Raw genomic sequence first — 19320 nt, 5'->3', positions numbered from 1 at the left:
GGCTGAACCGTGGTTCAGCCAGTTTTTTTTTGGATGACGGCATTGCAGTTGCCGCCAGCCTGATCAACAGCTCTCGGCGAGATTACTTGCGGTCGTCAGGGTGCTTGTCACCCTCACGATGAGCTTCGTGATTTTGCGGCTGCGCCGCCGGATGCGGAGCTTGCGCCTGTGGCTGCGGACGCGGCTCAGGTCGCGCCATAGGCTGCGGTTGCGGGCGCGGTTCAGGCCGGGCCATAGGCTGTGGCTGTGGTTGCGGTTGTGGCCGCGCTTCCGGACGGTTAAACGCTGGCGCCGGGGCGGGCGCGGGGCGATTCATTTCCGGATGTATCTGGCCACCGTTAGGCCGGTTCTCGAACTGCTGCGGCGGCCGGTTTTGCACGTTTTGCGGCTGCGGTTTCGGCATTTCAGCCGGCCGCTCGAAATTCGGCCGCTGCTGGTTGTCGCCAAATGGATGCTGGTTCAGGTTGACCGGCGGCCGTTCCTCTAGATTCTTCGGCACGGCAGGCACGTGGGTCAAGGCGTTTTGCTGCAGCTGGTTGGGCACCTGCCGGCCGTTCTGTCCGGGCTGGCCGAAGCCAGGATGCTGCCCCGCGCCGCCTGGCTCGGCCTGGTTCGGCGCCGGATGTACGAAGCCTGGCCGCGCCAGCTGGTTTGCAGTCGCTGCGGCCGACGGTCCTCCCGGCGGGAGCTTGCCTTCCGCGGCCCGGCCGAAATTCGGCCTTGTCATGTTGCTGAAATCCGGCTGGCCGTGGTTCGGCCTCGGCGCGGCGGCATTCGGTGCCGCATTCAGGCCGGGACGTACCTGTTGCGGATTGTTTTGCGGGGCAAAATTCGGCCGCGCCGTATTGAAATTGGCAACGCCGTTGCCCGGCTGGCCACCCGGGCGGCCATTCGGGAAAGCCGGGTTGTTCGCCTGGCCTGGCGCAAAGTTGTTGCGGGTATTGTTGTTATTGTTATTGTTATTGCTATTGTTGTTGATGACAGTGTTGTTGTAATTGTTGGTCACGCGGTTGACGATCGTGGTGGAACGCGACACATAGGTGTTGTTGTTGTACACCACAGCCGGCCGGTGCCAGCCGCCGTGATCACGGTCGCCATCGCCGCGCCAGTTGCCGCCGCCGCCATCGCCGCCCCAGTGCACGCCCCAGGAATTCCAGCCCCAGTTGTGATGTTCGATCAGCGCGCCGACGGCAATCCCCAGGCCGAAGGTCAGCACGCCTGCGGTGACGATTTCACCTGGCGGGTAGTAAGCCGGCGGCGGTTCATAGGAATAGCCCGGATACACCGGCTGCGGCTCGCCGTAGACCACGCCCGGATTGTAGGCTGGCACGTAGACCACGTCCGGTTCGGCCGGTTCGATGACGATGGTTTCCGGCGGCGGCGGCACCATTTCCGGTCCGTCGTAGTAGGCCGGCTCGCCGGGCGGCGGCGCGTAACCGATCGGCGGCGCTGCCTGCACGCGCGGCGTCGTGGCGATGCGCTGCTGTTTGTTGTTCTTCAGGTTGCCGCTGGCGGCGGCGCGCTGGCGCATCACCTGGATCGCATTCATGACATCGGTCGGATCGTTGACATAAGCATCACCGAGCGCCGAGGTCCAGGGAATATTGTGCGCCATCTGGTCCAGCACGCTAGGGAACTGCGTCAAGCCCTTGACGCTGACGTCCCAAGGCTGCTGGTTGGCCGCGTCCTGCAGTTGTGTGCCTTTCAGGTTCTTGTTTTGGCCCAGCCAGTTATCGGCCGCGGTGACCTGGTCGGGATAGCTGGATGCGGCCAGCACTTGCGCCACCAGCTTGTCCGGGAACAGGGCAATCGGTCCGACCAGCTGGTACAGCTGATCGGCGGTAGGCGGCACATAGGCCGGTGCGGCTTGCGCCTGCGGCGCGGCCGGCGCTGCAACAGGCGCGCCGGCATCGGTTTTTTTATCGCAGCCGGCGAGCGACATCAGCGCTACGCAAACAGAAGCGCCAAGCAATAACGACACTGGTTTCTTATTCTTGTTCATTTTTTGCTCCAGACAACGGGAATGGGTGATGTTTACAAGCTAGCACGTCAGTTTGCATCGCCTACAATGGGTTACAAACTCTTGCATATCTCACACTATGCAAACCAGCTGCTCTCATATTCACGGTTAACGCCTGCTTAAGGGATCTCGATGACATACACGGACACTGACATCAGTCAGAATATTTACACTTGTTAAAGCATTAATGACGAGATCCGGGGATACTTGCCGGATTGAACCTTTAAACAATGCCAACCTCACAAAGCTATGACTACCTCCAAATTTCGTCCGGGACGCGTCTTTTTATGGTTGCTGGCGGTGCTGGCGCTGTTGATGGCCATATCAGCGGCACTGGTCCTCACTTTCGACTGGAACCGCGCCAAGCCATGGCTCAACCAGCGTGTCAGCGAAGCCGCCGGCCGGCCGTTCGCAATTCGCGGCGACCTGGCGCTGACCTGGCAAAAATCGCAGAGCGACCTCGATAGCTGGCGGCGCTGGGTGCCTTGGCCACGCCTGAGCGCGAAGGACATCGTGCTGGATAATCCGGATTGGGCCAAGACCGGCCCGCACATGGCGGAAATCGGTCAATTGACGTTTTCGCTAAGCCCCTTGCCCTTGCTGGCGCACCGCATCGTGCTGCCGTCGCTGGAACTGGAATCGCCGGTGCTGGCGCTGGAACGCAAGCCGGACGGCGTCAATAACTGGACCTTCCAGTCAAGCGGACCGTCAGCCTGGCAGCTGGATCTGCAAAAGCTGGTGCTGGCCAAAGGCACCGTGCGTTTGCTGGATCCAGTCAGCAAGCTGGATATCAAAGCGGATATCGACAGCTTGCCGGCGACCAGTCCGGAAGGCTACGGCATTGGCTGGAAAGTCAGCGGCAGCTTCAACAAGGCGGCGGTCAGCGGCGACGGCAAGGCAGGCGCCGTACTGTCCTTGCAGAACAGCAGCACGCCCTATCCGCTGCAAGCCAATGTGCGCGTCGGCAAGACCGCGATCGGCGTCAAAGGAACACTGACCAAGCCCAGTGACCTGGCTGCGCTCGACCTGCGCCTGAAACTGTCCGGCGCCAGCATGTCCAACCTGTATCCGCTGACCGGCATCGTGTTGCCGGCGACGCCGCCGTTTTCCACCGAAGGGCGGCTGATCGGCAAGCTCAGCAGCGCCGGCGGCGACTGGACTTACGACAAGTTCAGCGGCCGCGTCGGCTCCAGCGATTTGTCCGGCACGCTGGAATATGTCGCGCAAAAACCGCGGCCTTTGCTGAAAGGCACGCTGCTATCCAACCAGCTCAGGCTGGAAGACCTGGCGCCGCTGATCGGCGCCGATTCCAACGCCAGCAAGGCGAATCGCGGCGACGGTGCGGCGCAGCCCAGCAACAAGGTGCTGCCGGTGGAACAGTTCGATACCAGCCGCTGGGGCAGCATCGACGCCGACGTCAAGTTCACCGGCCGCAAGATCGTGCGCGACAAGGAATTGCCGATCCAGGACCTGGTCGCCGACCTGCATCTGAAAGACAGCGTGCTGTCGCTGACGCCTTTGAATTTCGGCGTCGCCGGCGGCAATCTGATTTCCAACATCAAGCTGGACGGCAGCGGCAAGTTGATCAAGGCCGACATGAAAATTTCGGCGCGCCACCTGAAGATCAAACAGTTGTTCCCTACCTTTGAATCAGCCCAGGCCAGCCTCGGCGAAGTCAATGGCGATGCCTCCTTGTCGGCGGTCGGCAATTCGGTCGCCAGTCTGCTGGGCAGTTCCAATGGCGAATTGAAAACCCTGATCAACCAGGGCACCATCAGCAAATTCCTGCTGGAAGCTGCCGGCCTGAATATCGGCAACGTGCTCATCACCAAGCTGTTCGGCGACAAGCAGGTCAAGCTGAACTGCCTGGCCAGCGACTTTGCGGTGACCAAAGGAGTGATGGATGCCCGCACTTTCGTGATGGATACCGACGACGCAGTCATCAACGTCCAGGGTCAGATCAACCTGGCGCAGGAATCGCTGGCGCTGACGGTCAAGCCGGAAACCAAGGGCATGCGGATTTTCTCGCTCAGATCGCCGCTGCACGTCTCCGGCACGTTCAAGAATCCGGACGTCGGCGTCGACAAGGGCATACTGGCGCTGAAGGCCGGCGGTGCCATTGCGCTGGGTGTGCTGGCGCCGGTGGCGGCGGTGCTGCCCCTGATTAACATCACACCGGCACAGGAAAACGATTGCGCTGCTTTACTTGCGCGGGCGAAACAAAAACCGGTGGCGCCGCCGCCGGGGAAAATCCTGAAGCAAAGCAAGGCAAAGTAGTCCGCTCGCTTCGCCGATTCTGTAGGGTGGGCAAGTCGTTTTGGCCACGCGGTTCGTCACGTCATCCATATCTGCGTGGGTACTTGTGCCCACCCTACAGCTACATCTGTATAGAACTGTAGATCTACAGAGCTATCCCCGATTTCAATCCAGGCCATCGAAAGCGGCGTCATCCGGTCCGACATGATGCGGCGAGCGCCAGCTGACGTCACGCATCGAATGCTGAACCTGGTTCTCCACGCCTAGCAAGGTGGCGAAGATCGCCATTCTCACCGGAATGCCATTGTCGGTCTGGCGGAAAATCGCCAGCCGCGGGTCGTGATTAAGGTCGGTGCTGAGATCGTTGGCGCCGGGGCGGCCGTCGCGCGGCAGCGGGTGCATGACGATGGTATCGGCGCCGCAGTTGGCGTTGATCATGGCCTGGTTGATCTGGAAATCCGGAGTATAGCCCTCGATGGCCTCGTCGCCGAAACGCTCTTTCTGGATCCGCGTGGCGTACACGATATCCGCCCCCTTCAAGCCTTGCGCCAGAGAAGTCGATTGTTCCACTACATGGCCGGCACGGGCGATGCGCTCCAGGATATGCGGCGGCATCTCCAAGGCAGCCGGAGCGATCAGGGTAAAGCGCAGATTGCGGTACAGGGCCAGCAGCTTGATCAGCGAATGTACGGTGCGGCCGTACTTGAGGTCGCCGGCCATGACGATGTGGGCGCCGTCGATCAGCTTGCCCAGCCGGGAGAACTCGCGCTGGATGGTGTACAGGTCGAGAATCGCCTGGCTAGGGTGCTCGCCAGGCCCGTCGCCGCCATTGATCACAGGAATGTTAGTGGCGCGCGCAAATTCATCCACCGCGCCTTGTTCCGGGTGCCGCACCACCAGTGCATCGACGTAACCGCTGATGACGCGGCTGGTGTCGTAGATCGATTCGCCCTTGGTCATGGAAGAGAAGGTAAACCCGGTGGTGTCGCAAACCGATCCTCCCAGGCGGCAAAACGCCGCGCCAAAGCTGATACGGGTGCGCGTGCTGGCCTCAAAGAACAAATTGGCTAGTACGGCACCCTCGAGGATGCGCGAGACCTTCTGGCGCCTTGCAATGGGCTGCATGATGTCGGCGATGCGGAACAGTTCTTCCAGCGAATCGCGGGAGAACTGGTCGACCGTCAATAGCTGCGGCTTACCGTGATAGCCGATGCGGGAGCGCAACGGTGCGTTCGGATCCGGAACGTATACGCTCTGCGTATCCCCTTGTGTAGCCACGCTGCCGCCAAGAATTTCAGTGACAAATTTTGTCACGATATCCGGCATGACCCTGTATTCACCAGATGTTTCCGGCAACAACCAGGTATCCAATGCGCGTTTTCGGATGCCGATCCGGTCCGAAAAGTTTTCCCGGGTAAGGTTCAGACGACGCATGGCGTCGCGCAAAAAAGTCTGCTGATCGAGCATTCGCTTCTCCAAATATACGCTTTGCGTACATTAATGCTTTCGATTCAGCTTGTCTAGAAATTTTTCTTGCATTGGCGCTGCCTAGCATTTAAGCAGCGAATGAAATTTCCAAAAAAATAGCTTTGCGTTGCAAAAAAAAATAGCGAAATTCACGAATTTTCGCGGTTTTGTGGATAAGGCTGTGGATATCCTGTTTTTGAATTGTGGATATCAGAGATAGTTTTCCACAACTGTTTTTTTATCCAAGAATTATTCTGCCGGGATACACCGATTACCAAGCTGTTATCCAGTTCGTAAGTGCCTGAATGAATAGTCAAATTTGTCGTTATCCACAGAAAAGCAGGGTGTTAACTACTATTACTATTTTTATATATAAATCTTTAAATACAAAACCAAAAAGCCTTTTCTTTTGAAGTTGCCTTAAAAAAACAAAATCAAAAACGAAGTAAAAAAGGCAATTTTTCTCAAAAAATCTCTTTTTTCAAGAATTGCAATTGAGGAAAAAGCTGAAAATAATCTACACGGAAGGTAGATAAAGAAAGAATGAAAATTTCCAACTGTGGATAAGTCTTTGGATAACTACAGGAATCTAATGTGCATAAGCAAAGCAGTTATCTACAACCCCATTTTTATCCAAGAAATGTTCTTTTCAGATACAAGGTTTACTCAGCGCTTATCCAAGTCGTAAGTGCTTGAATGAATAGTCAAATTCATAGTTATCCACAGAAAAGCAGGGCGTTAACTACTACTACTATTCATATATATAAACCTATAAATGTAAACACAAAGAGCAGTGAAACCTGAAAAAGGGGGATTTAACCCCCTTAAAACCAGCTTTCGGAATGTCAGTTTCTCCAAATTGTTTCCAATATGGCAAATACAGCTGCAATTACCGGTTCGTCTTTACGTTTTTCCAGTGTGATGAACGACAATTCGGTGGATAAATTGACCGTATCGGAAATAACCAGGCCATGCGCATGCGCTTCTCGTAAAGCAATTGATTCTCTGACAAGAGAAAGTCCGACGCCCGATTTCACCAGATCCAGCATCGATGGTTCCTGGTCTACCAGGGCAACTTTATTCGGCGTCACTTTATATTGTGCAAACGTTTTGCTCAGTAAACGATGATGTGCGGATTCCGGCGGCGTCCAGATCCAGGGCAATTTTGCCAATGCCGGCCAATCTTTTCCGGAAACCCGGTTTTTCCAGCCCGACGGTGCAAGCACGCAGTAAGTAAATTGTGTCAGTGTGAGCCGGTGAAAACTCTTGTTCGGCGTACCGAGGTAGTAGCCGACATCGAGATGGCCGGACTTGATTTGCTGTAAAACATCGCCTGACATACTGTGCTGCAACTGTGTAGAAAGCTGTGGATAACTTTCCACCAGGCGCCGCAGAAAGGCGCCGAGGCGAGTGAATTCCGGATCGAGGATGGTGCCGATCGCGAGTTTTCCACTCAATGTTTTTGAATTACCTGGATGCAAACTTGCCGCTTGCTGGCGCAGCTCCGACATGATGGCAATGGCGCGTTCGGCAAAAGGCAGTAACTTGATGCCTTCGTCGGTCAACGCCATGCCGCTGGGGATGCGGTTGAATAACTGCAGGTTCAAGCTGCTCTGCAGGGATTTGATTTGCAAGCTGACGGCGGGCTGGGTGACATGTAGCAATTCGGCTGCACGCGTCAGATTGCCTTCACGGGCGACCGTGACAAAGGCGCGAAGTTGGATGAGGTCCATGTGCTTAAATTTTCATCATGAAGGTTTCATTATTAGCATTTCTTATAATGTTATTGATCATAACTCATTGGATTGTTGGCATGCCACACGATATTCTGGGCAAAAAATAATACAGATCGAATTCAACCCAGACTCAATAAAAGGAATCCTTATGACTACCTCATCAAGCGCCACCCCTTTGATCCAGCATTACATCAACGGCAAGGTGACGGAATCGTCCAGCGGCCGCCAGCAAGATGTGTTCAATCCTGCGACCGGCGCGGTTGCCGCCAAAGTCGTGCTGGGCAGCGTCGAAGAAGTCAATGCTGCGGTTGCGGCAGCAGCAGCAGCAGCGCCGGCCTGGGCAGAGACTGCGCCGCTGAAGCGTGCGCGGGTGATGTTCAAGTTCAAGGAGTTGATGGAGCAAAATCACGAGGCGCTGGCGGCGGCGATTACGCGCGAACATGGCAAAGTGCTGTCCGACGCCAGGGGAGAAGTCACGCGCGGCCTGGAAATTGTCGAATTCGCCTGCGGCATTCCGCAGCTGCTGAAGACGCAATTTACCGACAATATCGGCGGCGGCATCGATAACTGGAACCTGCGCCAGCCGCTCGGTGTGACGGTCGGCATCACGCCTTTCAATTTTCCAGTGATGGTGCCGCTGTGGATGGCGCCGATGGCGATCGCGGCCGGCAATACCTTTATTCTGAAGCCGTCGGAACGCGATCCGTCGCCGTCGCTGATGATGGCTGAGCTGTTCAAGAAAGCCGGCTTGCCGGATGGCGTCTTCAATGTGGTGCAGGGCGACAAGCTGGCGGTCGACACCTTGCTGCAGCACCCGGAAGTGAAGGCAGTGTCGTTTGTCGGCTCGACGCCGATTGCAGAATATATCTACCAGGAAGGCGCCAAGCGCAAGGGCGCGTATCCCTTGCGGGTGCAGGCGCTGGGCGGCGCCAAGAACCACCTGGTGGTGATGCCGGATGCGGATCTCGACCAGGCCGTGGATGCCTTGATGGGTGCGGCTTACGGCTCTGCCGGCGAACGCTGCATGGCGATTTCGGTGGCAGTCGCGGTGGGCAATGTCGCTGACAAATTGATCGAAGCATTGATACCACGGGTGAAGGCTTTGAAGATCAAGAACGGCATGGAAGCCGATGCCGAAATGGGACCGGTGGTGACTGCCGCGCACAAGGAAAAAATCGAAGGATATATAGAGGGTGGCGTTGCTGCCGGCGCCAAGTTGCTGGTCGATGGCCGCGGCTTGAAAGTGGCTGGATTGGAAAACGGCTTCTTCCTCGGCGGATCCCTGTTCGACCAGGTGACGACTGAGATGAAGATCTATCAGGAAGAAATTTTCGGACCGGTTTTGTGCATCGTGCGCGTGCCCGATTTCGCTGCCGCCGTGAACCTGATCAACGCCCATGAATTCGGCAACGGCGTGTCCTTGTTTACCTCCGACGGCAATACCGCGCGCGAATTTTCACGCCGCGTCGAGGTCGGCATGGTGGGCGTCAACGTGCCGATTCCAGTGCCGATGGCATGGCATTCTTTTGGCGGCTGGAAGCGCTCTTTGTTTGGCGATGCGCATGCCTATGGCGAAGAAGGATTGCGCTTTTATACGCGCTACAAATCGATCATGCAGCGTTGGCCGCAGACGATTTCAAAGGGGGCGGAATTCACCATGCCAGTGGCAAAATAAATGGTATAAATAATAAAGTAAGTTTTTTGGTGTAAATAATATTATTGTTTATTTTGTGGCTGCAAGCGGTGAATTTTTTACGCCGCTTGCAGCCATGCTGGCATTCTCGGAACAGATTTTTTCAGCGATCTGAAAATAGAAAGAGACGCATGGAATCAGCAGGCAAATACGATTACATCATCATCGGCGCGGGAACCGCCGGCTGCGTGCTGGCGAATCGTTTGACACAAGATAGTTCGCGCAAGGTGCTGCTGATTGAAGCGGGCGCAAAAGACGATTACATCTGGATCCATATTCCGGTCGGCTATCTGTATTGCATCAATAATCCGCGTACCGACTGGCTGTATCGCACGGAGCCCGATGCCGGCCTGAATGGCCGTAGCCTGCTGTATCCGCGCGGGAAAGTGCTGGGCGGCAGTTCCTCTATCAACGGCATGATCTACATGCGCGGACAGGCCCGCGATTACGAGCAATGGGCGCAGCTGAGCGGCGATGAATCGTGGCGCTGGGAGCATGTACTGCCGCTGTTCAAGAAGAGCGAAGATCACTACAACGGCGCCAGTGAATTCCACGGTGCCGGCGGCGAATGGCGAGTTGAGAAGCAGCGGCTGTCATGGAAAATACTGGACGCATTCCGCGATGCTGCGGCCGAAACGGGCATTCCTAAAACCGATGATTTCAACCGTGGCGATAACGAAGGCTGCGGCTATTTCGACGTCAACCAGAAGCGCGGCATCCGCTGGAATGCATCCAAGGCTTTTTTGCGTACGGCGACCCGTCGCGGCAATTTGGAAATCATGACCGGCTGCCAGGTGCAGCGCCTGCTGCTTGAGCGCGGCGAGCAGGGGCTGGTCTGCAAAGGCGTGGAATTTTCCGGCGGCGGCAAGCAGTGGACTGCGGAAGCCAGCCGCGAAACCCTGCTCAGCGCCGGCGCGGTCGGCTCGCCGCAGATCTTGCAGATGTCCGGCATCGGGCCGGCCGCTTTGCTGCAGCAATATCAGATCCCTGTCATGCTGGATGCGCCTGGCGTCGGCGAAAATCTGCAAGACCATTTGCAGATCCGCATGGCGTTCAAGGTCAATGGCGTACAGACCTTGAATACGATGAGCAGCAGTTGGCTGGGCAAGGCCAGGATCGGCATGCAATATCTGCTGACGCAGAGCGGTCCGATGTCGATGGCGCCCTCGCAGCTGGGCGCTTTCGCGAAGTCGGATGCGACACAAGCTAGCGCCAATCTGGAGTATCACGTGCAACCCCTGTCGCTGGAAAAATTCGGCGATCCCTTGCACGATTTTCCGGCTTTCACCGCCAGTGTCTGCAACCTGCGGCCGAGTTCGCGCGGCCATGTGCGGATTGCCTCCGGCAATGCGGAAACTGCGCCCAAGATCACGCTGAATTACCTGGCTACCGAAGAAGATCGTAAGGTTGCCGCGGCTTCGGTACTGCTGACCCGTAAAATCGCCGCGGCGCCGGCTTTGCGGCCCTTTGCGCCGGAAGAATTCAAGCCTGGCTTGCAGTACCGGACTGAAGACGACTTGATCAAGGCGGCGGGCGAAGTCGGCACCACCATCTTTCATCCAGTGGGGACCTGCAAGATGGGACGGCCGGACGATCCGCTGGCGGTGGTCGACAGCAAGTTGCGGCTCAAGGGCGTGGCGGGCTTGCGCGTGGTGGACGCTTCCGTGATGCCTACCATTACTTCCGGCAACACCAATTCGCCCACCTTGATGATTGCAGAGATGGCGGCGAAGTTCATCATGGAAAGCAGCCCTTAATTGGCCGCATATTGTGTGTTTTAAATTATTTTGTAAGACATAGCTGATTTTCAGCTCAGTTTTTGTATAGTATTTCTACGTATTGCCCCGTCAGAGTGGCACCGGTAGTATCCGTAAAAAAATATAAGGCTGATAAGGTGGATGCCATATCATCTATCGGCGCGGGATGTTCCGAATAAAGCAACATCAATGGGAGACCAGATGACCGACATCATCTTGGAGACAAAAAACCTGACGAAGGAGTTCAGGGGGTTTACGGCCGTCAATGCCGTCAACCTGCAGGTGGAGCGTGGCCATATCCATGCCCTGATCGGCCCTAACGGCGCCGGCAAGACGACTTGCTTCAATCTGCTGACCAAATTCCTGATTCCGACCACCGGCCAGATTCTCTTCAACGGCCGCGACATTACGCCCGATGCGCCGGCCCAGATCGCGCGCCAGGGCATTATCCGTTCCTTCCAGATATCTGCAGTGTTTCCGCACCTGAGCGTGATGGAGAACGTCCGTATCGGCCTGCAGCGCAAGCTTGGTACCTCCTATCATTTCTGGAAAAGCGGCAAGTCGCTGGCGCAGCTGAACCAGCGCGCCATGGAGCTGCTGGCGGAAGTCGACCTGACCGAGTTCGCCGATACCCTCACTGTCGACCTGCCTTACGGCCGCAAGCGGGCATTGGAAATCGCCACCACGCTCGGCATGGAGCCGGAGCTGATGCTGCTGGACGAACCGACCCAGGGCATGGGCCATGAAGACGTCGATCGTGTCACGGCGCTGATCAAGAAGGTGTCTGTCGGCCGCACCATCCTGATGGTGGAGCACAACATGAATGTGGTATCCGGCATCTGCGACAAGATCAGCGTACTGCAGCGCGGCGCCATGCTGGCTGAGGGCCGCTACGAAGAAGTATCGAAGAATACGTTGGTGATGGAGGCCTATATGGGCACCAGCGCCGAAGCACTGGTGGGAGCGCATTGATGGCCGCTGTTCATTCCTCGTCGCCCGCAGCCGCAGCATCTGCCCAGGGCACGATTGCACTCAGCATTGAAAACCTGCAAGCCTGGTATGGCGAATCGCACATCCTGCACAACGTCAACCTGAGTGTGCACAAGGGCGAAGTGGTGACGCTGCTGGGGCGCAACGGCGCTGGCCGCACCACCACCATGCGCGCGATCATGGGCCTGACCGGGACGCGCAAGGGCTCGATCAAGATCGGCGGCGTCGAAACCATCGCGCTGCCGACTTACAAGATCGCCCACCATGGCGTTGGCTATTGCCCCGAAGAGCGGGGCATTTTTTCGTCCCTGTCGACTGAAGAAAACCTGCTGTTGCCGCCGTCCTTGTCGACCACGGAAAAGGGCATGTCGGTGGAAGAAATCTACGACATGTTTCCCAATCTGAAAGAGCGCAGGAACAGCCAGGGCACGCGGCTTTCCGGCGGCGAGCAGCAGATGCTGGCGGTCGCGCGCATCTTGCGCACAGGCGCGCGCTTGCTGCTGCTGGACGAGATTTCCGAAGGCCTGGCGCCGGTGATCGTGCAGACGCTGGCGCGCATGATCACGACCCTGAAAGCGAAGGGTTATACGATCGTGATGGTGGAGCAGAACTTCCGTTTTGCCGCGCCGCTGGCAGACCGCTTTTACGTGATGGAACATGGCCAGATCGTCGAGTCGTTTGCGTCGTCGCAGCTGGAAGAGAAGATGCCGGTACTGAATGCTTTGCTAGGTGTGTAGGTCTGCAGGTTGACGTTAGGGAGCGTCCTTGATTGCGCGGCAGCGCGCTAAAGGAACACGGGTGGTTTAAAAATGGAGAAGACAATGAATATCAAATTGAAGACCTTGGCAGTTGCGGTGGGCAGCACAATCGCTTTCGGCGCAGCACTGCCGGCGTCGGCGCAGGTTTCGGGCGATGTGATCAAGATCGGCTTCATCACCGACATGTCGAGCGTCTATTCCGATATCGACGGCCCCGGCGGCGCGGAAGCAATCAAGATGGCGATCGCTGACATGGGCGGCAGCATCAACGGCAAGAAGATCGAACTGATCGTGGCGGATCATCAGAACAAGGCGGATATCGCGTCGAGCAAGGCGCGCGAGTGGTTCGACCAGCAAGGGCTGGACATGCTGATCGGCGGCACCAACTCCGGCACGGCGCTGGCGATGGCCAAGATCGCGGCGGAAAAGAAAAAGCCGTTCTTTGAAATCGGCGCCGGCAGCACCCGCCTGACCAATGAAGAATGCACGCCGTATACTGTGCACTATGCCTACGATACCTACGCGCTGGCGCATGGCACCGGTTCGCAGGTGGTGAAGCAGGGCGGCAAGAGCTGGTACTTCATCACTGCCGACTATGCTTTCGGCGCTTCGCTCGAAAAAGACACCACCGCGGTAGTGAAGTCGTCCGGCGGCACGGTGCTGGGCTCGGTCAAGCATCCGCTCAACGCTTCTGATTTTTCTTCCTTCATGCTGCAGGCGCAATCGTCCAAGGCGCAGATCATCGGCCTGGCCAACGCCGGCGGCGACCTGATCAATGCGGTCAAGGCGGCCAATGAATTCGGCGTCACCAAGAACGCCAAGCTGGCTGGCCTGCTGGTGTTCATCAACGATATCCATTCGCTGACCTTGAAGCAGACGCAGGGCATGTACCTGACCGACAGCTGGTACTGGGACCAGAATGCGGAATCGCGTGCCTGGGCCAAGCGCTATTTTGAAAAGATGAAGAAGGAACCTTCCAGCCTGCAGGCTGGCGATTACTCGGCGGCGATGCAGTACCTGACAGCGGTTAAAGCCATCGGCACTGACGATGGCGACAAGGTGATGGCGCAGCTGCGCAAGAGCAAGTTCAACGACATGTATGCGAAGAATGCGTATCTGCGCCCTGACGGCCGCGTGGTGCACGACATGATGCTGTACCAGGTCAAGGCGCCGGCCGATTCCAAATATCCTTGGGACTATCTGAACAAGATCGAAACCATCCCGGGCGAGCAGGCATTCACGCCCAAGGCCGAGAGCAAGTGCGCGTTGTGGAAGTGATGGCGCGCTGATTCTCTGAGCGTTATGCCTGGCCTGGCCAGTTCTGGGCGCGCGTGGGTCTCTTAGGAGATCCGCGCGCCTTTGCGCTGTTTGATTGTTCTTCACTCGCACGAGTGATTTTTAGATGATATTGCCATGGAAATTTTCGGCATTCCCTTGCAAGCCTTGATGAGCCAGCTGTTGCTGGGACTGGTCAACGGCTCTTTTTATGCCATGCTGTCGCTCGGCCTGGCGGTGATCTTCGGCCTGCTCAACGTGATCAACTTCGCGCACGGCGCGCTGTACATGATGGGCGCTTTCCTGGCCTGGATCGGGCTGACCTATTTCAACCTCAACTACTGGGTGATGCTGGCCCTGGCGCCGCTGCTGGTGGGGCTGTTCGGCATTGTCATCGAAAAGACCATGCTGCGCTGGCTGTACAAGCTGGACCATCTGTACGGCTTGCTGCTGACCTTCGGCATCACCTTGATGGTGGAAGGCATCTTCCGCTCGTTCTACGGCGTCTCCGGGCAGCCGTATTCGGTGCCTGACGCTTTGAGCGGCGCCACCGACCTCGGCTTCATGGTGCTGCCGAATTATCGCGCCTGGGTGGTCCTGGCCTCATTGACGGTGTGTTTCGCCACTTGGTTCGTGATCGAGAAGACCAAGCTCGGCGCTTACCTGCGCGCCGGTACCGAGAATCCGAAGCTGGTGGAAGCGTTCGGCATCAACGTGCCGCTGATGGTGACGCTGACCTACGGCTTCGGCGTCGCTTTGGCGGCCTTTGCCGGGGTGCTGGCGGCGCCGGTGATCCAGGTCTCGCCACTGATGGGTTCCAACCTGATTATCGTCGTCTTCGCGGTTGTGGTGATCGGCGGCATGGGTTCCATCATGGGTTCCATCGTCACCGGCCTGGCGCTCGGCGTGATTGAGGGACTGACCCGGGTGTTCTATCCGGAAGCGTCGGCCACGGTGGTGTTTATCGTGATGGCGATCGTATTGATGATCCGGCCAGCCGGCCTGTTCGGTAAAGAGAAATAAGAGACGGAGCAGTCATGATGAATAAGAAAATCGGTTACGGCCTGCTGCTGGCCGCCGCGCTGGCGGCGCCGTTCGGTGTCTATCCAGTATTCCTGATGAAGATCATCTGCTTTGCGCTGTTCGCCTGCGCATTCAATCTGCTGATCGGCTTTACCGGACTGTTGTCGTTTGGACATGCTGCGTTCTTTGGCGGCGCCGGTTATGTCGCCGGCTATGCCTTGCAGACCTTGGGCTTGCCGACCGAAGTTGGACTGCTGGCCGGCACCGCTGCCGGTGCGCTGATCGGCCTGGTGATGGGCAGCCTGGCGATCCGGCGGCAGGGGATCTACTTCACCATGATCACGCTGGCGCTGGCGCAGATGCTGTATTTCGTCTGTCTGCAGATGCCCTTCACCGGCGGCGAGGATGGCTTGCAAGGCGTGCCGCGCGGCCGCCTGCTGGGCTTTATCGACCTTGGCAACGACTTCACCTTGTACTACGTGGTGCTGGCGATCGCCGTGGCTGGCTTTGCCCTGATCGTGCGTACCGTCAATTCTCCTTTCGGCCAGGTGCTGAAAGCGATCAAGGAAAACGAGCCGCGCGCGATTTCCCTGGGCTACGACGTCAACCGCTACAAGCTGCTGGCCTTCGTGCTGTCGGCGGCGCTGTCGGGCCTGGCCGGTTCTACCAAGACCCTGGTGCTGGGCTTTGAAACGCTGACCGATGTGCACTGGACCATGTCCGGACTGGTGGTGTTGATGACGCTGGTGGGCGGCCTCGGCACCATCATCGGGCCGATTGTCGGTGCGTTGATCATTATCATGCTGGAAAACAAGCTGGGCGATATCGGCAACTGGCTGGCAGGAGTGACGCATATCGAATGGTTCAGCGGCCTGGGCGAATCGGTGACGATCGTCACTGGCTTCATCTTCATCGTGTGCGTGCTGGCATTCCGGCGCGGGATCGTCGGCGAGATTTCCGCCGCATTAAACAAGCGCTGGTCTTCTGGCAGCAGTTGATTCTTTATTGCGCAGTTTGCCGCTGGCGAAAAGCCCGTACATGAGAAGTTATGTACGGGCTTTTTCTTTAGGCAAGCACTAGGTTTGATTGCTTAAATAATAGGCAGATAACGGCACACACGATATGTTGCCTATTTGAACTTAGCGCTCCATGCCAGATGACGGAATTACTTGGGTAGCTATGACGAAATAACATAGCCGGAAGCTAAGCCAATGCCACATGCCGGAAGTAGAATTGCCTGTTTTATTTCCTTCCTGAGCCAGCGCCCCTTTGGCTGACAGCCTTCCAATTTTTTATCTGTACATCCATGCCTGAGTTATTCCCTGATTTTCTCATTCTGGCGCTTGCCAGTTTCCTTGCCGGTTTGATTGATGCGGTGGTCGGAGGAGGGGGACTGATCCAGATCCCCGCTCTGTTCGCGATGCTGCCCAATGGCGCACCCGCCACTATTTTTGGCACCAATAAACTGGCGGGTATCTTCGGCACTGGCGCCGCGGCGGTAAATTTTGCACGACGGGTAAAGATAGCCTGGAACTCTGCGTTGCCTGCGGCCGGGGCGGCTTTCCTGTTTGCCTTCCTTGGTGCCTATACCGTTACCCACATCCCGACCGAAGCGATCCGCAAGTCTTTGCCCTTTATCTTGTTGGCTGTTGCCGTCTACACGGTGAAGAAGAAAGATTTCGGCAGTATTCACGCACCGCTGCATACAGGTTCCAAAGAGAAGCTGTTGGCGATGCTGATTGGCGGCGGCATCGGATTTTATGACGGTGTTTTCGGCCCTGGTACAGGTAGCTTCCTGATTTTCCTATTTGTGCGGTTTTTCGGTTTCGATTTCCTGGCGGCGTCGGCTGTATCCAAGGTTATCAATGTTGCGACTAACCTGGCGGCCTTGCTGTGGTTTGGATATAGCGGGCATATCATCTGGCAGCTTGGATTGGTTATGGCTATCTGTAATGTCGGCGGTTCTTTGGTGGGCACCAGATTGGCGCTGAAACACGGAAGTGGTTTTGTCAGGAAGTTGTTCTTATTCGTGGTATCGGTGTTGATTCTAAAAACTGGCTACGATGCCTTCCTAAAATAAGGCTGAGAATTTCTAACAAAGCGGCGATTGTTCCACGTGAAACAATCGCCGCTTTTGTTTTTACCGCACAATATTCATATGTTCCACGTGAAACATCTGTTGTATGTCCGGCATACGAATGTATGGCAGGGCTGCATGCTTTATAATCACCCCTCTGCTTACCATTATTCATCGTCTCCAAGAGGCGCACTATGCTTTTTCCTACACATTTTGATGTAATCGTTGTTGGCGGCGGTCACGCCGGCACCGAAGCCGCGCTGGCGTCCGCCCGCATGGGCCAAAAAACGCTATTGTTGACACACAATATCGAGACACTCGGCCAGATGTCGTGCAACCCGTCGATTGGTGGGATAGGCAAGGGCCATCTTGTGAAGGAGGTCGATGCCATGGGCGGCGCGATGGCCATCGCCACCGATGAAGCGGGTATCCAGTTCCGTATCCTGAATTCCTCCAAAGGCCCGGCAGTGCGGGCGACGCGGGCGCAAGCCGACCGCATCCTGTACAAGCAAGCCATCCGCTCACGCCTGGAAAACCAGGAAAACCTGTGGTTGTTCCAGCAGGCGGTAGATGATTTGCTGGTGGAAGGCGACCGTGTCGTCGGCGCCGTCACCCAGGTCGGCATCCAGTTTCGCAGCCGGGCAGTGGTGCTGACGGCAGGTACTTTCCTGGATGGGAAGATCCACGTCGGCCTGAATAACTATTCGGCCGGACGTGCCGGCGACCCTCCGGCGATTTCGCTGTCGGCGCGCCTGAAGGAATTGAAGCTGCCGCAAGGGCGCCTCAAGACCGGCACGCCGCCGCGCATCGACGGTCGCACCATCGATTTTTCCGTGATGGAACCGCAGCCTGGCGATCTTGATCCAGTACCGGTATTTTCCGTCATGGGCAACGCCGCCATGCACCCGCAGCAACTGCCATGCTGGATTACCCATACCAACCAGCAAACGCACGATATCATCCGCGCCGGCCTCGACCGCAGCCCGATGTACACCGGTGTTATCGAAGGAGTGGGGCCGCGCTACTGCCCATCGATCGAGGACAAGATCCATCGTTTCGCCAGCAAGGATTCGCATCAGATCTTCCTCGAGCCGGAAGGCCTGACCACCAATGAGTTTTACCCTAATGGTATTTCGACAAGCCTGCCGTTCGACGTCCAGCTGGCGCTGGTGCACTCGATGCGCGGGCTGGAGAATGCGCATATCCTGCGCCCCGGCTACGCCATCGAATACGACTACTTCGATCCGCGCGGCTTGAAGGCTTCGCTGGAAACCAAGCAGATCCAGGGCTTGTACTTTGCCGGCCAGATCAACGGCACTACCGGTTACGAAGAAGCCGCTGCGCAAGGCATGCTGGCTGGCCTGAACGCCGCCTTGCAGACACAAGAGCGCGATGCCTGGACACCGCGCCGCGATGAAGCCTATCTCGGCGTGCTGGTCGACGACCTCATCACCCAAGGGGTGCAGGAGCCGTATCGCATGTTCACCAGCCGCGCCGAATACCGCTTGAGTTTGCGTGAAGACAATGCCGACCTGCGTCTGACGGAAATCGGCCGCCAGCTTGGCTGCGTCGGCGATGTCCAGTGGGCTCAGTTTGAAAAGAAGCGCGAAGCGGTTGCGGTCGAGATGGAGCGCCTGCGTTCCACGTGGGTGAATCCGCGCATCGTCGCCGCTGCGGAAGCCGAGCGCTTGCTGGGCAAGCCGATGGAGCGCGAATATGCATTGGTCGATCTGCTGCGCCGGCCAAATGTTACTTATGAACAATTAATGACGCTGAAGGGCGTCGATGGCCAGGAACTCGGCGGTCCGGGCGTGCAGGATGACAGCGTCAAGGAACAGGTCGAGATCCAGGTCAAGTACGCCGGCTATATCGACCGCCAGGCGCGCGAAGTCGAGCGTCACGAGCACAATGAAAACCTCAAGCTGCCGGCCGATCTCGACTATATGGAAGTGCAGGCCCTGTCGATCGAAGTGCGGCAGAAGCTGAACCTGCACCGGCCGGAAACCTTCGGCCAGGCTTCGCGCATTTCAGGCGTCACGCCGGCGGCCTTGTCGCTGCTGCTGGTGCATCTGAAAAAGGGCGGCATGAAGCGCCTGAATGCGGATGACCAGGCGGCCTAGAAAAAGCGCATTGCATGAAAAACAACGACCGCCCAGGTAATTGCCGGGATAATCAAGGAGTGGCAGCATGAGTTCAACGCAGACCGCGTCGCTGGAAGCGAGCCTGCAGCAGGGTGCACAAACATTAGGCATTACGCTGGATCAGCAG

The 19320-nt window shown here is 57.2% G+C and carries 13 protein-coding genes; 10 read left to right on the top strand and 3 right to left on the bottom strand.

All coding sequences use genetic code 11. The features are described 5' to 3' along the window. Positions 1-82 precede the first annotated feature (82 nt). Positions 83-2002, bottom strand: coding sequence for a DUF3300 domain-containing protein (locus VNZ65_RS05765; RefSeq protein ID WP_325666962.1), 1920 nt, complete (start codon positions 2000-2002; stop codon positions 83-85). Between the two features lie 267 nt (positions 2003-2269). On the opposite strand from VNZ65_RS05765, the gene VNZ65_RS05760 reads away from it, so the two are divergent. Further along, positions 2270-4297, top strand: a complete 2028-nt coding sequence (locus VNZ65_RS05760; RefSeq protein ID WP_325666960.1) for an AsmA family protein — start codon at positions 2270-2272, stop codon at positions 4295-4297. A gap of 144 nt (positions 4298-4441) precedes the next feature. On the opposite strand, the gene VNZ65_RS05755 is transcribed toward VNZ65_RS05760, so the two are convergent. Continuing rightward, a complete protein-coding gene (locus tag VNZ65_RS05755) occupies positions 4442-5743 on the bottom strand; it encodes an aspartate carbamoyltransferase (protein WP_325666958.1) in 1302 nt (433 codons plus the stop codon). An 845-nt stretch (positions 5744-6588) separates the two neighbouring features. Further along, on the bottom strand, positions 6589-7476 hold the full coding sequence (locus VNZ65_RS05750) for a LysR family transcriptional regulator (RefSeq protein ID WP_325666956.1): 888 nt from the start codon (positions 7474-7476) through the stop codon (positions 6589-6591). 151 nt (positions 7477-7627) lie between these two features. On the opposite strand from VNZ65_RS05750, the gene VNZ65_RS05745 reads away from it, so the two are divergent. From VNZ65_RS05745 to mnmG, 9 genes are all read left to right on the top strand, one after another. Next, entirely contained in the window at positions 7628-9154 is a 1527-nt protein-coding gene (locus VNZ65_RS05745; protein ID WP_325666954.1) for a CoA-acylating methylmalonate-semialdehyde dehydrogenase, read from the top strand. A gap of 149 nt (positions 9155-9303) precedes the next feature. Continuing rightward, entirely contained in the window at positions 9304-10929 is a 1626-nt protein-coding gene (locus tag VNZ65_RS05740) for a GMC family oxidoreductase (RefSeq protein WP_325666952.1), read from the top strand. A gap of 201 nt (positions 10930-11130) precedes the next feature. Next, positions 11131-11901: an ABC transporter ATP-binding protein gene (locus VNZ65_RS05735; RefSeq protein WP_325666950.1), complete on the top strand. Its 771-nt coding sequence runs from the start codon at positions 11131-11133 to the stop codon at positions 11899-11901. Further along, on the top strand, positions 11901-12656 hold the full coding sequence (locus VNZ65_RS05730; protein ID WP_325666948.1) for an ABC transporter ATP-binding protein: 756 nt from the start codon (positions 11901-11903) through the stop codon (positions 12654-12656). The genes VNZ65_RS05735 and VNZ65_RS05730 overlap by 1 nt, the downstream gene beginning before the upstream one ends. Positions 12657-12746: 90 nt before the next feature. Further along, positions 12747-13955 (top strand): ABC transporter substrate-binding protein, encoded by a 1209-nt coding sequence (locus VNZ65_RS05725; RefSeq protein WP_325667022.1) that lies wholly within the window; start codon positions 12747-12749, stop codon positions 13953-13955. Between the two features lie 135 nt (positions 13956-14090). Further along, positions 14091-14975, top strand: coding sequence for a branched-chain amino acid ABC transporter permease (locus VNZ65_RS05720; protein WP_325666946.1), 885 nt, complete (start codon positions 14091-14093; stop codon positions 14973-14975). A gap of 17 nt (positions 14976-14992) precedes the next feature. Beyond that, a complete protein-coding gene (locus VNZ65_RS05715; protein ID WP_325667020.1) occupies positions 14993-15973 on the top strand; it encodes a branched-chain amino acid ABC transporter permease in 981 nt (326 codons plus the stop codon). 308 nt (positions 15974-16281) lie between these two features. Further along, positions 16282-17055, top strand: a complete 774-nt coding sequence (locus VNZ65_RS05710) for a sulfite exporter TauE/SafE family protein (protein ID WP_325666944.1) — start codon at positions 16282-16284, stop codon at positions 17053-17055. Between the two features lie 191 nt (positions 17056-17246). Beyond that, positions 17247-19172, top strand: a complete 1926-nt coding sequence (mnmG, locus tag VNZ65_RS05705; protein WP_325666942.1) for a tRNA uridine-5-carboxymethylaminomethyl(34) synthesis enzyme MnmG — start codon at positions 17247-17249, stop codon at positions 19170-19172. The last annotated feature ends 148 nt before the right edge of the window (positions 19173-19320 follow it).

It is taken from the genome of Collimonas sp. (assembly GCF_035566555.1).
Lineage (GTDB): Bacteria > Pseudomonadota > Gammaproteobacteria > Burkholderiales > Burkholderiaceae_D > Collimonas.
This window is presented reverse-complemented; position numbering and strand designations above follow the sequence as displayed.

Bases quoted from the DNA above. Each gene is read 5' to 3' on its own strand.
- VNZ65_RS05765 (WP_325666962.1), bottom strand. From the start codon at position 2,002: ATGAACAAGAATAAGAAACCAGTGTCGTTATTGCTTGGCGCTTCTGTT.
- VNZ65_RS05760 (WP_325666960.1), top strand. From the start codon at position 2,270: ATGACTACCTCCAAATTTCGTCCGGGACGCGTCTTTTTATGGTTGCTG.
- VNZ65_RS05755 (WP_325666958.1), bottom strand. From the start codon at position 5,743: ATGCTCGATCAGCAGACTTTTTTGCGCGACGCCATGCGTCGTCTGAAC.
- VNZ65_RS05750 (WP_325666956.1), bottom strand. From the start codon at position 7,476: ATGGACCTCATCCAACTTCGCGCCTTTGTCACGGTCGCCCGTGAAGGC.
- VNZ65_RS05745 (WP_325666954.1), top strand. From the start codon at position 7,628: ATGACTACCTCATCAAGCGCCACCCCTTTGATCCAGCATTACATCAAC.
- VNZ65_RS05740 (WP_325666952.1), top strand. From the start codon at position 9,304: ATGGAATCAGCAGGCAAATACGATTACATCATCATCGGCGCGGGAACC.
- VNZ65_RS05735 (WP_325666950.1), top strand. From the start codon at position 11,131: ATGACCGACATCATCTTGGAGACAAAAAACCTGACGAAGGAGTTCAGG.
- VNZ65_RS05730 (WP_325666948.1), top strand. From the start codon at position 11,901: ATGGCCGCTGTTCATTCCTCGTCGCCCGCAGCCGCAGCATCTGCCCAG.
- VNZ65_RS05720 (WP_325666946.1), top strand. From the start codon at position 14,091: ATGGAAATTTTCGGCATTCCCTTGCAAGCCTTGATGAGCCAGCTGTTG.
- VNZ65_RS05715 (WP_325667020.1), top strand. From the start codon at position 14,993: ATGAATAAGAAAATCGGTTACGGCCTGCTGCTGGCCGCCGCGCTGGCG.
- VNZ65_RS05710 (WP_325666944.1), top strand. From the start codon at position 16,282: ATGCCTGAGTTATTCCCTGATTTTCTCATTCTGGCGCTTGCCAGTTTC.
- mnmG (WP_325666942.1), top strand. From the start codon at position 17,247: ATGCTTTTTCCTACACATTTTGATGTAATCGTTGTTGGCGGCGGTCAC.